At 40.1% G+C, this 18,354-nt stretch carries 18 protein-coding genes; 9 read left to right on the top strand and 9 right to left on the bottom strand.

What is annotated here, in order from left to right:
• Positions 1–169: 169 nt before the first annotated feature.
• Entirely contained in the window at positions 170–688 is a 519-nt protein-coding gene (locus KCG55_RS09725; RefSeq protein WP_049333867.1) for a GbsR/MarR family transcriptional regulator, read from the bottom strand.
• A 244-nt stretch (positions 689–932) separates the two neighbouring features.
• Between KCG55_RS09725 and ygiD the strand changes: the two genes are divergently transcribed.
• On the top strand, positions 933–1,718 hold the full coding sequence (gene ygiD / locus KCG55_RS09720; protein ID WP_254322905.1) for a 4,5-DOPA dioxygenase extradiol: 786 nt from the start codon (positions 933–935) through the stop codon (positions 1,716–1,718).
• A gap of 247 nt (positions 1,719–1,965) precedes the next feature.
• On the opposite strand, the gene KCG55_RS09715 is transcribed toward ygiD, so the two are convergent.
• From KCG55_RS09715 to KCG55_RS09680, 8 genes are all read right to left on the bottom strand, one after another.
• On the bottom strand, positions 1,966–2,277 hold the full coding sequence (locus KCG55_RS09715) for a TrbM/KikA/MpfK family conjugal transfer protein (RefSeq protein ID WP_053088389.1): 312 nt from the start codon (positions 2,275–2,277) through the stop codon (positions 1,966–1,968).
• Positions 2,278–2,365: 88 nt separating this feature from the next.
• Positions 2,366–2,878, bottom strand: a complete 513-nt coding sequence (locus KCG55_RS09710; protein ID WP_079453774.1) for a DUF4189 domain-containing protein — start codon at positions 2,876–2,878, stop codon at positions 2,366–2,368.
• Positions 2,879–2,892: 14 nt separating this feature from the next.
• Positions 2,893–4,065: a type IV secretion system protein gene (locus KCG55_RS09705; RefSeq protein WP_254322904.1), complete on the bottom strand. Its 1,173-nt coding sequence runs from the start codon at positions 4,063–4,065 to the stop codon at positions 2,893–2,895.
• Between the two features lie 18 nt (positions 4,066–4,083).
• Positions 4,084–4,869, bottom strand: a complete 786-nt coding sequence (locus KCG55_RS09700; protein ID WP_141759999.1) for a hypothetical protein — start codon at positions 4,867–4,869, stop codon at positions 4,084–4,086.
• A gap of 130 nt (positions 4,870–4,999) precedes the next feature.
• Positions 5,000–7,450, bottom strand: a complete 2,451-nt coding sequence (locus KCG55_RS09695; RefSeq protein ID WP_063068983.1) for a VirB4 family type IV secretion/conjugal transfer ATPase — start codon at positions 7,448–7,450, stop codon at positions 5,000–5,002.
• A 62-nt stretch (positions 7,451–7,512) separates the two neighbouring features.
• Positions 7,513–7,818, bottom strand: a complete 306-nt coding sequence (locus KCG55_RS09690) for a type IV secretion system protein VirB3 (RefSeq protein WP_036490852.1) — start codon at positions 7,816–7,818, stop codon at positions 7,513–7,515.
• An 8-nt stretch (positions 7,819–7,826) separates the two neighbouring features.
• Positions 7,827–8,216, bottom strand: coding sequence for a TrbC/VirB2 family protein (locus KCG55_RS09685; protein WP_049323264.1), 390 nt, complete (start codon positions 8,214–8,216; stop codon positions 7,827–7,829).
• A 46-nt stretch (positions 8,217–8,262) separates the two neighbouring features.
• Positions 8,263–8,970: a lytic transglycosylase domain-containing protein gene (locus tag KCG55_RS09680; protein WP_254322903.1), complete on the bottom strand. Its 708-nt coding sequence runs from the start codon at positions 8,968–8,970 to the stop codon at positions 8,263–8,265.
• 100 nt (positions 8,971–9,070) lie between these two features.
• Between KCG55_RS09680 and KCG55_RS09675 the strand changes: the two genes are divergently transcribed.
• The 8 genes from KCG55_RS09675 (at position 9,071) to virB11 (ending at position 17,843) form a co-directional block, all read left to right on the top strand.
• Positions 9,071–9,535 (top strand): hypothetical protein, encoded by a 465-nt coding sequence (locus tag KCG55_RS09675; protein WP_254322902.1) that lies wholly within the window; start codon positions 9,071–9,073, stop codon positions 9,533–9,535.
• 11 nt (positions 9,536–9,546) lie between these two features.
• On the top strand, positions 9,547–10,449 hold the full coding sequence (locus tag KCG55_RS09670) for a virB8 family protein (protein ID WP_254322901.1): 903 nt from the start codon (positions 9,547–9,549) through the stop codon (positions 10,447–10,449).
• On the top strand, positions 10,449–11,174 hold the full coding sequence (locus tag KCG55_RS09665; RefSeq protein ID WP_254322900.1) for a TrbG/VirB9 family P-type conjugative transfer protein: 726 nt from the start codon (positions 10,449–10,451) through the stop codon (positions 11,172–11,174). Before KCG55_RS09670 ends, KCG55_RS09665 begins: the two co-directional genes overlap by 1 nt.
• A gap of 2 nt (positions 11,175–11,176) precedes the next feature.
• Positions 11,177–12,349 carry a TrbI/VirB10 family protein gene (locus KCG55_RS09660; RefSeq protein WP_254322899.1) on the top strand — a complete coding sequence of 391 codons (1,173 nt, stop codon included), beginning with the start codon at positions 11,177–11,179 and terminating at the stop codon, positions 12,347–12,349.
• 268 nt (positions 12,350–12,617) lie between these two features.
• Positions 12,618–14,309 (top strand): type IV secretory system conjugative DNA transfer family protein, encoded by a 1,692-nt coding sequence (locus KCG55_RS09655; RefSeq protein ID WP_254322898.1) that lies wholly within the window; start codon positions 12,618–12,620, stop codon positions 14,307–14,309.
• A 63-nt stretch (positions 14,310–14,372) separates the two neighbouring features.
• On the top strand, positions 14,373–15,014 hold the full coding sequence (locus tag KCG55_RS09650; RefSeq protein ID WP_254322897.1) for a hypothetical protein: 642 nt from the start codon (positions 14,373–14,375) through the stop codon (positions 15,012–15,014).
• 18 nt (positions 15,015–15,032) lie between these two features.
• Positions 15,033–16,739, top strand: coding sequence for a calcium-binding protein (locus tag KCG55_RS09645; RefSeq protein ID WP_254322896.1), 1,707 nt, complete (start codon positions 15,033–15,035; stop codon positions 16,737–16,739).
• Between the two features lie 84 nt (positions 16,740–16,823).
• The gene (virB11, locus tag KCG55_RS09640) at positions 16,824–17,843 is read left to right on the top strand and encodes a P-type DNA transfer ATPase VirB11 (protein WP_049329383.1); all 1,020 of its coding nucleotides are present in this window, start codon (positions 16,824–16,826) and stop codon (positions 17,841–17,843) included.
• Positions 17,844–18,354 lie beyond the last annotated feature (511 nt).

The raw sequence follows: 18,354 nt of genomic DNA, 5'->3' as shown, positions 1-18,354 counted from the left end.
GATACTCTTCTGGATTGTTTCTTTAGGAGGGAAATCCATATCCATTGATTCAAAATCTACCAAGGAACATTAAACTTCAGATAAACATGCCCATACAAGGTCGCCATGAGCATGTTTCCATATCCTAAAATAATATTGCCTGTGCTTATTGCTCACAAGTCCATTACCATCATCGGAAAAATTTCTGTATCCCCGCGCCTATTTTCAGAATTTTCACCATGGTTGAAGTAGAAAGCTTCAACATTTCATTTGCCCACATGGTCAGCGTACTGATGAAATCATGGGTTTGTTGGATTCGCTGCTTGGCAGTTTCATTTTCCTGACTAAATTCAGGGCTGTCGATCAGACTTTGCAAAAATTGCCGTGTCGGTTCGATTTCACGCTGCATACGCACTTCTGCAATGGTGCGGAACAAAGTCCAGACATCATCCGAAGTTTCAAAATGATCGCGCCTGTCGCCCAAGATATGCACGGTATGAACCAGTCTCAAGTTTTGCAGCTCTTTGATGCTGTTGCTGACATTGGAGCGCGCTACGCCGAGCGTTTCGGTAATTTCTTCGGCGTTCATCGGTCTGCCTAAGATGTAGAGCAGGGCATGGATTTGCGCAACGGTACGGTTTACGCCCCATTTGGTACCCATTTCGCCCCAGTGGAGGATAAATTTTTCAGTGGTCGGATTCAGTTTCATAGTGATGATATTCTATTTTTATCTTTTATTTCTGTCAATACAGAAATAAAGAAATTTTTTCCTGTCTGAAATAAAATGTTCAGACGGCCTTTTATATAAATCCTTATCCTACATATTCTCTCAGAAACTCAAGCCCCTATCAGTCATGATTTCTTATGAGGAAAAGATGTTATTCATAAACCGGTATTTTTTGAATAAAAATTTGTCCGTACAATCCGCTGTATCAAATAACGAGGAGTAAACCATGAAAAAAATGCCTGTATTGTTTGTCGGGCATGGCAGCCCGATGAATGCCTTAGATAAAGAAAACCCGTTCAATCAGAATTTCAGCCTAATTACGCAAAAGTTTACCAAACCAAAAGCCATTTTGATGATTTCAGCGCATTGGTACAGCAGTCGTTTGCAGGTTACGTCTGGTGAACATCCTGAAATGATTTACGATTTCTACGGCTTCCCTGAAGAGCTCAGCCAAGTGCAATATCCTGCGCCCGGTTCGCCTGAGTTGGCGGCGCAAGTGAAGTCATTATTACAGCCGGAAAATGTCGAGTTGAACCCAACACGAGGCTTTGATCATGGCGCTTGGGCAGTGTTGAAATTTCTTTATCCCAATGCCGATATTCCTGTGGTGCAACTTAGCCTTCACCGTTTGCAATCGGCAGAATGGCATTTCAATTTGGCGAAAAAATTATCTGCCTTGCGCGAACAAGGTGTGCTGATTATCGGCAGTGGCAATATTGTGCATAATCTAAGGGCGATAAGCTGGGAACATATCGATCAAATCGGTGCAGGGTATGACTGGGCGTTTGCATTCCAAGAAACAGTCAATCAAGCGATTGCGACACAAGATGATGAAACCTTGGTGCATTATCAGCAACTAGGCGAAAAAGCCGAGCTTTCCGTGCCAACACCGGATCATTACTTGCCCTTGCTGTTCATCATGGCATTGCGCGAACCGCAAGATCAGGTTACGTTTTTCAATGATAAGCTGCTTGCAGGCTCGCTCAGTATGACGTCGGTTTTGGTAGGGTAAAAAGGGAAAATCAGAATAAAGCATTCTTTATTTGTTCGAGCCACTTTACAGATGGTGCCAAGTTGTTTCAGACGGCATTTTATATCTACATAAAAGCCTTGATATCGACAAAGATCAGATTAAGCCTGTAAGTTTTGAATGTAAATAATTGAGCAAAATAGGGAGTAGGTTTGAAGGTAACTTACAAAATCTCTTTGTAAGAGAAAAGGCCGTCTGAATAATAGACGGCCCTTAAAATATAAAGTAATTAGCGTACCAATGTATTAATCATTTTGGAAACATCTTGATTATTGGAAACCGGACATTTTTTGAGGAAGTTGCGACGGGCGGTCAAAGTATCATGCCCGTGTTTAAACTTGATCGAATAGTATTTGCGGAGAGAAGGTTCGCATTGGCTGGGAGAGCTATTTGGCGAAGATAAGCACATAATAGCTTCGCAGGCCAAGCGTTCTTCATCGCTGTTGATTTTTACGGGGTTAAAAGAATCGGCAGAGAATTCCGCAAAGGCAAAGGAAGGTACCAATGCCACTGCAAGCAATAAGGAGAATGGGGTTTTCATAATATTTTTCTTTAAGTGGAAATGGGTAAGATTCAATATTCTAATATGAGCCGTCCGGAATTTCAGACGGCCCTTGAGGCCTTAGATATTAAGGAAGAGAGCAACCTTCAGGTAAATAAACTTGACAATCTCTCACTTTGGGATCAGCTTTACATTTGGCCAATGCAGCAGCTTCTGCCAATCCCTTGTCTTTTCCTGCAAAAAAAGACGTCCATTGAGTTGGGTTATTAATTATCTGGCCTCTCGCAGCAGCAATACAACCGTTTCTAACCCAAGAAGCTACTCTGCAAGAAGCCTTTGGGTTTCCTTGTCTACATTGAGTCAAAGCTGCTTTCTTTGCTTTAGACAAAGAGTCCTGATTTAATACACCGCTTGCATAGCCAGTATCCATATTCATTGCCACGGCACCATATTTAGAAGGGATATGAACAATAACCGGAGTTTGTTGTTGATTCATGGAACCGTTGTAGTATGGGTCATTTGCCAAAATGGGAGCCATACAGTGGGGATCTCCAGAGGGGCCACCGCCTACACCTGGAGAACAGGCAAAAGAAAACATGGGAAACAAGCCCATACAAAGAATAAAAATTGCTTTCTTCATGATATATTTGTTCCTCAATTTATTGGATTCTTCGGATCTTTGCCACCAGTGGCTATTCCTAATGTAGATTGTCCTTGTGTCTTAACTACATTTGTATTTGAGACTGTGTTACCAGATTGCCAGTTACCCTGAGGTATACTAGTATTTAAGTCAGTATTATTTCCTATTTGCTGCTGAGTAGAATTAATCTGAGGAGGAGCATTATGCCCTGGCATCGTACTCGGTTGTCCATTACTTGGGTTATTCCAACGTTCTGCAGGGTTATAACCACTGAAGCTGCCCATCACGCCATTAAACCACATTCCCGCCATAGGCGGCACCACAATCAACAAAGTCGAAAGGATCAGGCCCAAACCCAATTGCTGGGTCGCTGTATCGGCAAGGCCCACAAGGGTTTCTTTAGTAGTCACAAACTGCATAGCCTCTTTTGAGAGAAAAAGACTGGTACCGACATTGGAAACTAAGTCCATGGCAATATCTGACATTACACCGAGCATAACCCCTGAAAAGATGGTTGCCAGCCCATAGTATAGCCATTTTTGAAACAGGGGTGCTGTTTTTTTGAACAGAAGGCATAAAATAAAGATAGGCGCAAAGCCGATAAAGAGAGCCATGGCGATGCGGAATACGATCAGCATGGTTCCTGCTACTACGCCCGGTCCGGCAGTACCGACACCGGCAAACCATTTTGCCTGATTGAGTTGGGTGAAAATGTTTGGATCACCTGCGGTATCGATTCTGCTCAACATACCCATAATGGATTGGGCAACAGTAAGGTTTTGGTCGATTTTACAGCCAACAAAGCTGTCGGTTGATTGGGTCAGACAGGCTGCCCCAATTTTATTGTCGCCACGCATAATTTCAGATAGGGTATCTGCTGTCGTATCGGTCAGTGTTCTTATGGCAAAATTACTGCTTGAGGCAACGCCCAAGGCGACAAAGACAATAAAATAGGCTTTACCCAAACCAAATGCAAACCCTTTAAGCCCTTCTTGGCTTCTACCGGTTGCAATCAGATAACCTTGAACCATGATCCAAAGGGTAAGTAGAGCTAAGACCAAAGACAAAGCCATACTGAGGTTTTTGGAAAGTAGGTGTTCTGTTAAAAATTCTATGCGAGCATAGATGTAGTCGCGGATACTGGTATAGATGGCTAATTCGCCAACGCCACTGATAAATTGATCCATAGTGTTAATCTTTTTCTGTTATCGGTAAAATGCTTTATTTGAAGAATTTGAGGATCCTTTTCGAAGACCTTCAGCTTTAGTTTTATAGTCTCCTGCCTGGCTTTTTAGTGTAGTGACAATAGCAGCATGAACAACGGCTTTTGCTGCCATCCCTCTTACTGAAAAAGAACCTTGGAGTTGCTCTTGTGTTACGGCAGTACGAGCTTTCTGAATCATTTCTTGTTTAGCATCCAACAATTTGATCTGATGCTCGTTGATTTTGACGATATTGTTGATGTTCAACATTTGGTTGCGAATGTCGGACTCTATGGTTTGGAGAACACCTGAATTTTTACCGTTATTGTTTTTTGAACTGACTCTTTCATAATTCTTTAATGTTGCATCTAGTCTTTTCATATTTTGCGAGATACGGTCTTCGGTAGCAAAATAAAGTTTGATCTTCTGATTGTCGATTTGAATGGAGGTAATACACAGATTTTTGGATTTTTCATTGACTAGACTATTACACTGTTGGATGCGTTTATTCAAAATCTGCAAAATTTCCTCATTTGACATTTCTTTGATCGAATCTATTTGCTGAACAGAAGAAAGTGGACCACGAATTTGGCTGTCAAATTGCTCTTTCCATTGTTCGTATTCCTTATTATAGTGATCATAGATTTTTTTATAGTGAATAAACTTTTCTATACCGTCTTTGATCATTTGACCTAAGGCTGCCCCATCAAATACGGGAAAGCCGCCAGCCATCGCAGGCGAACTTCCCAACATTCCGGCGCACACTAGAACAGCTGCCAGTTTTTTCATTCCAATTTTCATTTTTTATCTTTCTTTGATTCAATTAATTTCGAATATCCAAGTTTTTCGTATTAAGGGTTGTTAGAAAATCTATTATTTTCAGATGCCCCTATTTGCTTTGTATTCATTTCAAAGCGGTCTAATCTGCATTACGCATCACATTAGCAGCCGACTTCTTGCCGGAACCCTTACGCTCATCGTAGAAGGTCTGCAACCAATCTTCTGGCTTCACTGCATCGATGCTAATGCCAAGGCGTTCGGCTGTTTTCTTGATAATGCCATCCATGATGTCGATGTTGTCGGTACTGGCGGAGATGACAGCCAATTCGTCGTCAAATCCGCGCAGATTAAGCTGGCAAACAGCTGACGCATGACCTTGTTTGACCAAGAAGCAGCGGCTACGCTCATCCAGGCCTTTGACTACTTGAAACTCTGAGTCGGTCAGTTTCAAGCCGTCGATATAGTCTTTTTTATCTGCATTCGGATTCGGCAGCAGTATCATGGTAGCTGTCTGCTCAATCAGTGCGGCGGAAATATCGCTTTTGAGGGCGTCTTCCGGTGACTGGGTAGCGAAGATACCCATACCGTTTTGCTTACGGATGGTTTTTTGTTTGTTTTTGGCAAACTCTTTCAAACCGCCTTCGCCATCAAGGATTTTCCAGAATTCGTCCATGATGTAGATGAAGCGGCGGCCATCGATAAGCTCTTCCATTCGATGGATAAGGTAGCCGATGACTGGATCGCGTACCTGTGGGTTTTCAATCACATCGGTGTAGTCGAAGCCGATAATATTGGCTCCGCTGAAGTCGATTTTGTCCTGAGGGTTATCAAAAACCCAGCCAAGGCTGTTTCCACGGGTCCATTTGCGGATATTGGCATAGAGGGAGTCATCGCCTGTATTGGGCAGAGATTTTTGGAAGTTGGAAATGCTGCGCAGCGCCAGCGGAGTATCGAGCATGGCTCGAACGGCGCGCAGGACGTCGTCGTCTTCTGCGGCAGAATAGTGCGCTTTACCTCCCAGTTGTTTCATAAGGCCGCAAAGGAATTGGACATTTGCCTCTGTATTTTCGCATTGGAAAGGGTTAAAGCCGGTAGGTTGGCCGCTTTCCAGTGCCATATAGGCACCGCCGCAGGCTCTGACAAAAATTTCGGCACCACGGTCTTTATCGAAGAAAAAGATAGTGGGCTTGGGATCGTATTTTTGTACCTGGCTAAGGAGGAAGTTGATAAGGGCTGTTTTACCTGTACCGGACTTACCAATAACCATAGTATTGGCAATGGCTTTTTCTCCTTCGGAATCTTCGCCTTCGAGGGTTGCATGGAAGTTGAAGTAGTAGGGCTGGCCATTGGTCGTCTGAAGAACGGTAACGCATTGCCCCCATGGGTTGCCCTCACGTTTGCCGGCGGCAAAATTGTGTAGTGGGCAGAGACCCAAGAAATTTAACGATGAGAGATTGGCGATGCGGGTGCGGTAGTTCCAGTTACCCGGAAGCTGGGCATAATATGCGGCGCAGACGGCCAAGTCCTCTTTTGTTGTTACAAAACCTGCATTGGAAAGCTCTGCTCGGGCGGCGGCAATGTTTTGGGAAAGCTGCTCTTGGCTGTCGGCATAGATAGCAAGACTGAAGTGGTAGCCTCCAAGAACGAAATTGCCGGATGCGAGTTGGTCCATTGCATGATCAAGTTCTGCAATTTGGGTAAAGGATTTATCGCCGGAAGAGATCATCATGCCACGGGTACGCTCAAGGGTTTTCATGGCGTCGTATCGGCTCATGGGGCTGAAACTATGAGTGATAACGTATTCGACATCCAAATATTTGAGCCCGTTAAGCACGCCGGGATAGGTACCGTCAGGGTATTCTTTAAGGTTGAGTATGGCACCGTAGTGATTTTTACCTTCAGGGGTACGGACGATATAGTCGCCGGTTTTGGCAGAGAAAAGATGTCTGCTAAGGGGTAAGTAGTTGTAAACAGGAGCGGGTAGTACGGGAACCGGCTCGTTTATACGGTTAAGGATGTAACCGAAAAGTTCGAGTGTTTCTGAGAATACAGTACCGTTTTTGCCTTCGTACATACCGAGTCGGTAGGGGTGGTAGTCTTTGAGGACGGCTTCAAGGTTGGTTGCTAATTCATTTAGCGTACCGATAGCTTGTTCCTGTTCGGCCTTCAGACGATCGATATTGCCTGATTTATCAACGAACTTTTTACCGTCAACAACGGGACGGTAAATCATGGTCAAGTAAAGCTCGTTGTTCATGAGCTTTTCTTTAGAAAGTCGGGAAAAATAGCGGTCGGAGAGGCTTTGATTAAAAGACTCTTGGAATTTTGGGCGCAAATCGATGCCGCGGTGGCGGCGAATGTCATGTACCCAGAAGGCAACATTGACATAGTCCGGAGCGCGTAAGGATTGGAGTAAACGATTAAATGTGTTGTGTTTGTGTTCGAGCTCCCATTCTTCTCGACCCACAAAAGGAAGGCCGGATAGATGCCATGTTGTCAGGTAATCCCCACCAGTGGTTTTGACAATGGTTGGGGAAACATGGGTGGAGAGGGATACGAATTGACTGATTGATGCGTCAGGAGTAAACATTTTATTTGTTTTTTGTGTTGAAATCGTCCGACAGACAAAGATGTCTGCCGGATGTTTTGTTGTCATTGTTTGGGAGGATTGTTACGGTATTCATTAGGCGAGAAGCACCACGTATCAGGAAACTCCTCTCGGTTTCTGGCTTTAAGTCTAAATTTCAGACGTAAACCGAGAAAACGAAAAATCATATCATCCCGCTTGGCCATCTGCCTCATAATCAGGATGATGAAGGGAATGGTCAATAAAAAAAACATATTGAAGTACATTCCCATCAATAATCCTGAGCCGGCTCCTATAAAGAAAGGTATATAAGGTACACCGAGAAAGGTTGCCGGACGCGTACATCCTCGAAAAACGATGTTTTTCTGCATGGTGTTAATTAGGCAAAAAATTGCAATACTTGGAGCATTGCTGATGTTGTACCGGCAGAGCAAGAGTCTGCATTGCCAACCAGCATTTTTGCGATTTGGCCGGCCGCACCAATCAGTACGCCACCAATTAAAATAGGAGCGACGTCAGAAATGCGTTTGTGTGCAAAAGCAATTTGGTAACCGGCAAAGATAATGGCGATGGTTACAACAGCAACGGACATTAAGTTCAATACGGTATGGATGTTTTTAATGAATTTACAGGCACCACCAGAAGCTGAAGTAAAATCATCGGCTGCCATACCAACAGTCGGTGCTAAAAATGCTGCAGCAACAAATGCTGCTGTAGCAACGTTTTCAGCGGTAAAGCGGGATTTTTTTTGAATCTGAGTGTTTTTCATTTGAAATTTCCTATGTTTATTACAGGTTGATGTGGAAAAAAACTATCTAAAAGACTGCTGCGCTATCTTTATAAGTATTGCTTTTCGCTTGTGCAGTACTATTATCTTGTAAGGAATGTTGGTTTTTAGAGACAGTGGCCGAGTATGGTTGTGGATTAGCGGTAACTGTCAAATTTGGGCGGTTAGTTTGTTGCGCTGTCATTTGTCCCATAGGGCGAGGGGTATTCACAGTATTGCTGATGACTGGAATGGCATTTTGTGGGAGTGCTCTCCCTTTCCCCATGGATGAAAAAATTTTTTGCACATATCCATGCTTATAACCGGTTACAAAGTTACCGGAATAATAACAGCTGAAAGATTTACCCCAGTCTTTTGCACGATTGTAGCATTCTCGCAATATGTGCGAGCCTGCCTTGACGTTTGGGCACACTTGGAATGCATGCTCGTAGGAATGCAACCCGTATTTTTTTAAATTGTATCGGTTAACTTGAGCTAATCCTAAGGAGAAGTTAAATCCCTTTTGTTCCAACATTTTAGCAGTAGCGACTGCTTCAGCCAAATTTTTAGGCTGTCTTTGTAAGCGTCCGCCTACAACACCTATAGCGTATGGGTTGCCTGAGGATTCAACTCTCACGACATGATGCATAATATCATGCGGAACAGCTAAGTCGGCGCAGGAAAAAAACATGATGTTGAGATGAAAATATGAATTTGTATTGACGTGAAATTTAGCACAGATTAAAATAATTAACAAGATTTTAACCAATAAAAATAACCAAACATGAATTGTCTTTTCTTCATTTTTAATTAAGATGCTTTGGTTGTAACTTAAGTTGTTTTATAAGGTGCTATGTATGTTTTTTTTAAGAACGCTGTTGCTGTCTGCTAGTGTGGGCGCGCTAATGGCAGGTTGTGCAAATCAGTCTGCTCCAGATTTCCCAAGTTCATGGAAGCCATTAAATGAACTGCCTGATCAGGTAACTGAGATTCCGCTTGTCAAACCTCATGTTTATCAAGTGACACGACTTGATACAACTGTAAAAGGTTTGTTGGAGCGTTGGGGAGAAGAGGCAAAGATGCCTGTTGTTTATGACTATACGCTTGATTTTACTTTGTATAAGAAAGTATCAACAATACGAAATACCGAGCTTGATAATGCCTTGAGTGAATTATCTAAACTTTATGAAGATAAAGGGATGGTTTTCTATGTTCAAAATGGTGTCATTATGGCGCATAAGAAAATGGATGTTGCTGTGAAAAACAGTGGGAAGAAAAAATATGAGAGATCAGCAAAAGCTGATGTAAAAACTCAAGATTAAAATGGAAATATATGTTCAAATCAAGTAAAAATACTACTGATGGCAATATCCAAAAGGCTGTAAAAAGATCTTTGGATTTTGAAACGACCTTGGTTGATATCCGCAAAAAAAGTGAGAAAAGGGCATGGATTGTTGCTGGTATTTCTACCTTCTCTTCTTTGTGTCTACTTGGCGGATTATTTTATATTTTGCCGCTGAAAGAAAAAGAACCTTATCTTGTTATGGCTGATGTCTATACGGGACAAGCTACTGTTGCTAAACTAGCCGGTGATTGGAATAATTTAGATATTACTAAAAATGAAGCAGTAAATAAGAGTAATATTTCTCACTTTATTATTGCTAGAGAATCTTTTGATAGTCAGATTATTTATGATAATGACTGGGCTACAGTTTATTCTATGTCGGTTGCTGGGGTATCTGACAGCTACCGCAATCTGATGAATAAAAGTAACCCAAATAGCCCATTTAATCTTTATGGGTCTGCTCAGTCAATTCGCGTTAAGATTTTGAGTATCGTCCTTAATAATAGTGGAAAGGCCGATGGTCGCGATGCTAGCGCAACAGTAAGATTCCAAAGATTTTTATTAAATAAGAGTACTGGCATATCAAGATTTATGGATAGCAATGTTGCTACTCTGACCTATACTTATAATAGCAATTTGAAGATGGATGAAAAGTATAGGTTAAAAAATCCCCTGGGATTCCAGGTATTGTCTTATCGTGTTGATCCTGATGCTAGTGAATCACCTGTTCAAGATTTATCTTCAGATTATCTTTCTGTAGGAACATCATCTGAAAGCCAGGCTCAGCAACAAGTACAAAGTGTACCCCAGCCCCAGTCAGAAGCTCCTACATCTGTAGATAATGATGTTCCTAATGCTTCTCCTATATCTGTTGAAAGTGGAAATCAATAATGTTAAGAAAAATGTTTTTAGCAACAGCAGCATCATGTTTGTTGCAAGGAAGCGTCTATGCTGCAGCTATTCAAGAGTATACGTTTCAAGAAAATACAACTTATCCCGTTCATACGGCACAAGGCGTAGTCACACAAATTGAACTTGATTCTCGTGAAAAGGTTAAAGATTTTGGTGCAGGCCTAAGTGGTGGATGGGATTTGGTACGTAGAGAAAATGTATTTTATCTGCGTCCAAAGGCTGATGCAGTTGATACTAATCTTATTGTTCGTACTCAGGCTCACCAATATATTTTTGAGCTTAAGGTTTTGAAGAATGTTGTTGGCAATTTGTCAGAAGCTTCAGACAAAGGGGTAAATTATCAAGTTAAATTCAGATATCCCGATTCTACGGATTTCAGTCTTCGTGCTAGTACTTTGGCTGGTTATAGCCTGAAATATGATTCTTCTAAAATCTATAATACTAATTATGATGTGGCTGCAAATGAAAAATCTCGTTGGCTAGTTCCTTTAAAAGTCTATGATGATGGCAGATTTACCTATGTCTACTTGAATAAGGGCAAGTTCACAGGTGATTTTCCTGCTGTTTATGGCAGAAAATCAGAGAAAGGAGCTGAGTTTGTTTTAAACAGTAATGTTGAAGGTAATGTAGTTATTGTCCATGGGACTTATCCATTCTTAGTTTTGAGACATGGAAATGATGTAGTTGGATTAAAAAGGAATTAAGAATGTCTGATAAGCTAAATAATGAATATCACAAAGATAGTGAATCATCACAAAATTTATATTCAAGTCAATACGAACAAGAACAATTGGCGGGACTTGAGGAGAATGCTCCTCAACTAAATGCTCCTGTTGACCGTACAGTCAACAAAAAAGCTATTGCGTTTATTGTAGCTGCAGGTTTTGGGTTAGCTGGACTAGGGGCATTTGCCTATCATCAATTTAGTGGTTCTGATGAAGCTCCCCCTCCAGAACGCCCTCAGGTAGTTACTGTACCAGATTTACCTGCTCCAGATACTCAAGTTACGGAACCCCCTTCAATTGATTTAGCAGAAGACAAAAAGCCCGAATTAGAAACGGATAATACATCGAATACAAAAACAATAGAAGTAACTACTCCACCAGTAGTGGAGACCTTGCCACCTATAACTCCATCAACTCCAACAACTCCTAATGTTCCTATACAGCCGATTATTCCAGCAGGAGATATGTATGCTAATATGAATTCTGCATTTGTTCAGGACGGGGAGGCTGCTCAAAAAGAGTCAGGAGTAAGTACAGCTCAGGCTAATGCTGTCCGTTATATGCATAATAGGGATAAGTTGCTTCAACAAGGGACTTATTTGCGTTGTGTATTAGAAACTAAAATTATTTCTGAGGTAAAAGGATTTACATCTTGTATCATTACTGAACCTGTATATTCTGCAAGTGGAAAATATCTCTTATTGCCGAAAGGTTCAAAAGTAATGGGGCAATATGGCTCCAGTAACCCTACTGGTCCACGGATGGAGATTATCTGGAATCGAGTTATAACACCCGATGGTATCGATGTAACACTGGAATCTCCTGGAGTAGATAATCTTGGTGCAGCAGGTCATGTCGGTAAATTTAAGTCTCACTGGGGATCACGTTTGGCATCGGCTTTATTGATTAGTATGATTTCAGATGCTTTTAAATATGCTGCTACTGAATATGGTCCACAAGGACAAACGGTTACAACTATGACATCAACTAGTACTAATCCTTTTGAAAGTGAGACAGCCAATACATTGAAACAACAGGCTATCAATCAACTTGAACGAAATAATGCTCGTCCTAATACAGTAACAATAAATCAAGGTACTTTGATTAATATTTATACTGCCCAGGATATTGATTTCAGTTCGGTAATGCAGTAACCATAAAAGGCCGTCTATTTTTTCAGACGGCCTAATTATTAGGCCTCATAATAAGGAGGAATTATGGAAAATCTTCATCATGCTGCTGTCGATAACTCTCTATGATTAAATGAGAATCTAAGAGTTTGTATAGAGAAGATAGCATAAGAATTCGGTCGGTGGTCTAAGAATAGTCTTTCTTAAATGCAAGATACTAAAAACTATCTGAAAATTTACATCTCAAATAAAAATTCAAAATAATTCAATTATTTAACTTATAGGTATTATAATGACTCTAAAAAACAAATCTATTGTCACGGTATTTCTATTATTAATCTCTTTGTTATTGGGTTGTTATTTATCAGGTTTTATCCTACTACAATGGTTAGGCTTAGATAAAACCCCTTTGCTGCTCACAACATGGTTTAAATACTATAATACATTAGATATTCCTCAAGTTGCCAAATACTCGTTACAGATTAAAACTTCAGGAATTGTTGGATTTGGTTTAACCTTTTTGATTGGCCTGATTGGTTTAATTCCTATTTGGCGTACTGCCTCCCAGAGTCTTCATGGGGAGGCACGATTTGCCGGAATGGCTGATTTGTCAAAAGCTGGATTTTTTAAACAGACGGATACCTCAATTGTTGTTGGTAAATACAACGGTAAATTATTACATTACAATGGCCAGCAATTCGCCTTATTAGCGGCTCCAACTCGATCTGGTAAAGGTGTCGGCATCGTAATACCGAATCTATTAAGCTATAAAGGATCGGTAGTAGTATTGGATATTAAACAGGAAAACTTCAACTTGACTAGTGGCTACCGTAAAGAGGTGTTAGGCCAGGAAGTATATCTATTTAATCCATTTGCTGAAGATGGTAGGACGCATCGTTGGAATCCGTTTACCTACGTTTCTTCCGATCCGGACCAACGAGTGTCGGACTTGATGTCGATAGCTGCAATGTTGTATCCGGATGGAGATAGTCGTGATAAGTTCTGGGTGGCGCAGGCAAGAAATGCATTTTTGGCATTTTCACTTTATTGTTTTGATGAGCATGAAGCAATGGCTGATTTTCCTGTGGAGGGCAAAGAAAATGAGCCAGCCTGTACATTAGGAAAAATATACCGCCTTTCATCAGGTAATGGAACAGAGCTTAAGGAGTATTTTACATCTTTATCGCAACAACCATATCTCAGCGAGGCTACAAAAACAGCTTTTTCTGGCTTAATTTCTCAAGAAAAAGAAACTTTCGGTTCTATCATGGGGACATTTAAAGAACCTTTAAACCCATGGATTAATCCCGTCATTGATTCCGCTACTTCAGCTGATGATTTTCTGTTAACTGACGTACGTAAAAAGAAAATGACTATCTATATCGGCATTCTTCCCAATAAACTTGCTGAATCAAGGGTCATTGTCAACCTATTTTTCTCTCAACTTATCAACCAGAATACGAAAGAGCTGCCTCAGGACAACCCAGATTTGAAACATCAATGTATGCTGTTGATGGATGAGTTCACAAGTATTGGTAAAGTTGAAATTATTGCTCATTCCGTCAGCTATATGGCAGGTTACAACATTCGCCTATTTCCGATTATCCAATCAGTTGCCCAGCTGGATGCTGTCTATGGCAAAGAATATGCACGTACCATTATCACTAACCATGCTTTGCAAATTATCTATACTCCTAGAGAACAGCAGGATGCAAACGAATACTCCGAAATGCTGGGTTATACCACAGTGAAAAGAAAAAATGTCAGCCGTGGACGCGAACGTAGTGTATCGGAAAGCGAAGAACGTCGCGCACTGATGTTGCCGCAAGAGTTAAAGGCAATGAGCCAAGATAAAGAAATTATCCTTTACGAAGGTATGTCACATCCGGCGCAAGTGGGGAAAATCCGTTATTACCAAGATGGAACATTTACCAAACGACTGATGGGGGCAGTGAAAGTTGCCTCGTTAAAAGGAAAACGGTAATAGTAATAAAAGCTCAAGGCCGTCCGAAAATTAAATTTCCAGAATGATTAAAAAGGAATTTATATGAAACTATCAGCGATTACAGCCATATTAACTGTATGCTTGGTGACTTCCTGTACTCCGCAGATTAGTAATAAAAATATTAAGGATTCTTCCAAGATGCAGAATATACAAAAGGAAATAACTATGGAACAGGTACGCAATCGTTGCCGAGGTATGTTGCACAAAGTAGAAAATCGGGATGATCTAATTAAGCAGATGTATGATGCGGCCTTTAAAGATGACTGCCTATATGCAATGTATGCGCTAGAATTAGAAAATATTTGGCAAATTCCTGTTGTTGAAGGTTATGTCAATAATCATTTCGAAAATTTTGCTTCTCCTATCGGATTGTATGTGGCAGTACAATATAGTTCATATCAAACCAGTTTCATTATTTTACCGACCAAACAATATTTCAAAGAAAAAATAAGTATTTTCCCAGAAAACAGATTTCCCGACTTTTTACCGAAGCCTAAGGAGAAAGAAATGCCTCCTGAGTATGGGGATTATTATCCAAGACGTGAAAGTGACCCAATTAAAGAGCTGGTTGATTACTACTGGCGTGAAAACGGTCGTGAAATAATTGCAGCAAACAACGGTTCTGGAGCAATTACATCATTTACTTTTTATAGTAATACAGAAATGAGTCCGATGGGTTATTGATATCGAGACTAATATATTATGACTAAATTAAACGAAAAAGCAGAAACTCAATTAAAAATATTAGGTTTCCATAAAACACAATTTAATTCCACCATGTCAGAATTAGACAGGATAAAGGCAGATTATGAGCTGGTTAGACAGATTAATCAGTTTAGCAGTAAAGGACAGGGTTTTTTCAAAGTTACAAATAGTAAGAGTAATGCGTATTATGACTCCAACGATAGAAACATCTATTTCCGACCAGGAACAGTGTATACTACTGCCACAGCAGTAGCCCATGAAATAGGACATGCATTGGGTAAATATCAGGCTAAATCAGCGAGTTATTATAATACTGCTAAAGCTTATGCTCAAGCACGAGGCTATGGAGAAGCAGAGGCAATCTTTAATGAAGCACGTATGATTGCTTATGAAGAGCGAAATAATGGAAGTGCTTATAGTACTCAAATTAGCGGTGATCTTTATCCTTATATCAAGGGTAAATCTTTCGAGCAAGTTAAGGATTTGATTGCTCGCCAAAATATGTATGGTATGCGTCCAAATTCAGAAGAAAATGGATCTATTAGATTGAGTTATTACGAAAAAGATATTTATTACTTTCTGAATAACCGTACTAATTTTGCCAAAGACTTTTCTGAGGCATTCTTAAGACCGGAAGATAAACAAGTATTTGTCAAACATATGGCAGATTATGATACGTTTGGAAATAAGGGTAACAATAAAGTCGTTGCTGATGGATCATATAGCCGTGATAGTTTATTAATAGGCAGATCTAAGACTTTCTTAAAAAGTGGTGCATATATGTATGGAGATGCCGGTGATGATATTCTAAAAGGTACTAATCAAAATGACATTTTATTAGGCGGTAGTGGTAATGATGTATTAATTGGTGGTAATGGTAATGATGTTTTAGCCGGTAATTCCGGAAGAGATAAATTATTTGGTGGTAAAGGACATGACAAATATCGTGCTGATAATTTAGATATTATCCGAGATTCAGACGGCAAGGGTGAAGTGTCATTAAATGGCCATATATTACAGGGTGGTGTACGTGATTTATCTCAACCAAACCGTTTCGTTTACCGTAGTGCTGGAATAGTATATGAATGGGATAGAAATACGGGGACATTAGATGTAAATGGTCTTAAAATTGAAAATTTCAAAAATGGGGATTTAGGCATTCATTTACAAGAAAAGAAAACAGGCCAATATAGTAGAGGTGTCAGAGATAGTAATAGTATTAGAGTACATTCTGCTACAGGAATAGACAGTACTAAGATTTTACATCAACCTAAGAGCAACATAGCGCATGCTCCTGTTCCTGGCGATTGGGATAATATGCAATCTGTGAAGCCTTTAAAGTTGGAAGCTATCCCACAACATGCTCAAAATATCTATCAGCAAAGTAAACAAATTTTTACTGAATTCTGTAATAAAAAGGATATTAGCTACGATGAAAGAAGCTTAGATAATATTGCTATGGCATTGACTGCTGAAGGATATGCAAATAAGATGCGAGGGGCTTCTTTAATCAATATCAAAGAGAATGGTCAGATTCTTATTGGTGACAAGGCTCCTGAATTAAGAACTGCTTCTGTGGATATGCAAAAAGCTGCAGTTACACCGATAGAGGAAAGTCTTATAAAGGTACAGGTAACAGCTCAGCAATTTGAATTAGAAACACAGCAAAGACAGTTGTCACAAGTACAAGCTCGGGGAATATAGGTGTTTCTTGATCTTGAATAAAAAACTTCCTCAAGTTTTAAATTTCATTATAATCGCATATTTTAAATCAATTTATTTTTAACTATGGATGAATTAAACTCAACAATTTCAGCGGATTTCTTAGATTATCAATATGAAGTATTGGGAATTACCTCTTTCTTAAAAGATCCTGATGTGACTGAGATTTGTATTAATAGACCAGGAGAGGTATTTTTAGAAACCTCTCAGGGTTGGAAAAAGGTAGAAGTAAATACGCTAAACTTTGATAGGGCACGTCAGTTCTGTACTGCTGTTGTTAATGAAAGTAATACTGGGCAGCGAATTACGGAAGCGGAGCCGATGGTATCGTTGACATTCCCCACAGGACAACGTGCCCAATTTGTGATTCCTCCTGCCTGTGATGCAGGAAAAGCTTCAATTACAATCCGTTTACCATCAAAACACACAAAGAGCTTAAGCCAGTATAGTAAAGATGGTTTCTTTAGTCAGATTATTGAGTTAAATGGGGAATTATCTCCTCAAGATAAGGAATTAGTCGAACTGAAGAACAATCGGAACTACGAAGAATTTTTTAAAAAAGCCGTTGAATATAAAAAGAATATAGTCGTTTCAGGTGCAACTGGCAGTGGTAAGACTACTTTTATGAAAGCATTGGTTAATCACATTCCTTTAAGTGAGAGACTAATCAGCATTGAGGATGCTAGGGAGCTATTCATTCCTCATGAAAATGTAGTTCATTTGCTTTACTCAAAAGGTGGACAAGGCAGTTCAAATATTACGGCAAAAAGTTGTATGGAATCCTGTCTGCGTATGAAACCGGATAGAATTATTCTAGCAGAGCTACGTGGTGACGAATCATTTTATTTTATTCGAAATTGTGCATCTGGACACCCGGGATCTATTACAAGTTGCCATGCAGGTAGCACGGAACAAACATGGGATCAATTAGCATTAATGGTAAAAGCATCACCAGAAGGAAGTGGTCTGGAGTTTGAAGTTATTAAAAATCTGCTCAGGCAGACCATTGATATTGTTGTACACATTAAAGCTCATGCTGGACAACGTTATATTACGGGTATTGATTTTAACCCTATTAAAACTTGATATTGAACATGACGTTTATGCTTGTAATTGAAGCAATATATTATTTAGATGATACAGAATGTGTGAAACATAAAAAGCAACCGTAGGCTTATGCTGTTAAGGTTGTATATTAATGAAAGCATAAAGGCTGTTTGAAAATCTTTCAGACGGCCTTTATGCTTTATTACTTAAAACTTTGTAGGTTAGATTCATTTAGCGGAATTCAAATAGCTCTTAATGCAATGAACGTGTCTTAAGTTTTCCAGCAATACTATTTGTAAAGCTGCGACTACCACAAAGCCATAGGCTGAGACCTTTGCAAAAGTCTCAAGTTGACCGTATTGGCGGAAAAAATTCAAACGCGTAGTAAGGGCATTTTCAGGGAGTTGTTGAACGGTATGCATAAAATTCGGCAAATAATCGCCGTTCGGGTCAAGGATATTTGGGTGGCGTACCAAAATTACTACAAAATGACTTGCGTCTATTAGTAGGTGAATGCACTTTTAAAAGATGCAGTAAATGGCATAATGAT

This window comes from Neisseria subflava (assembly GCF_024205745.1).
Lineage (GTDB): Bacteria > Pseudomonadota > Gammaproteobacteria > Burkholderiales > Neisseriaceae > Neisseria > Neisseria flavescens_B.
The sequence above is the reverse complement of the archived record's forward strand: the minus strand, read 5'-3'. Positions and strand labels throughout refer to the sequence as shown.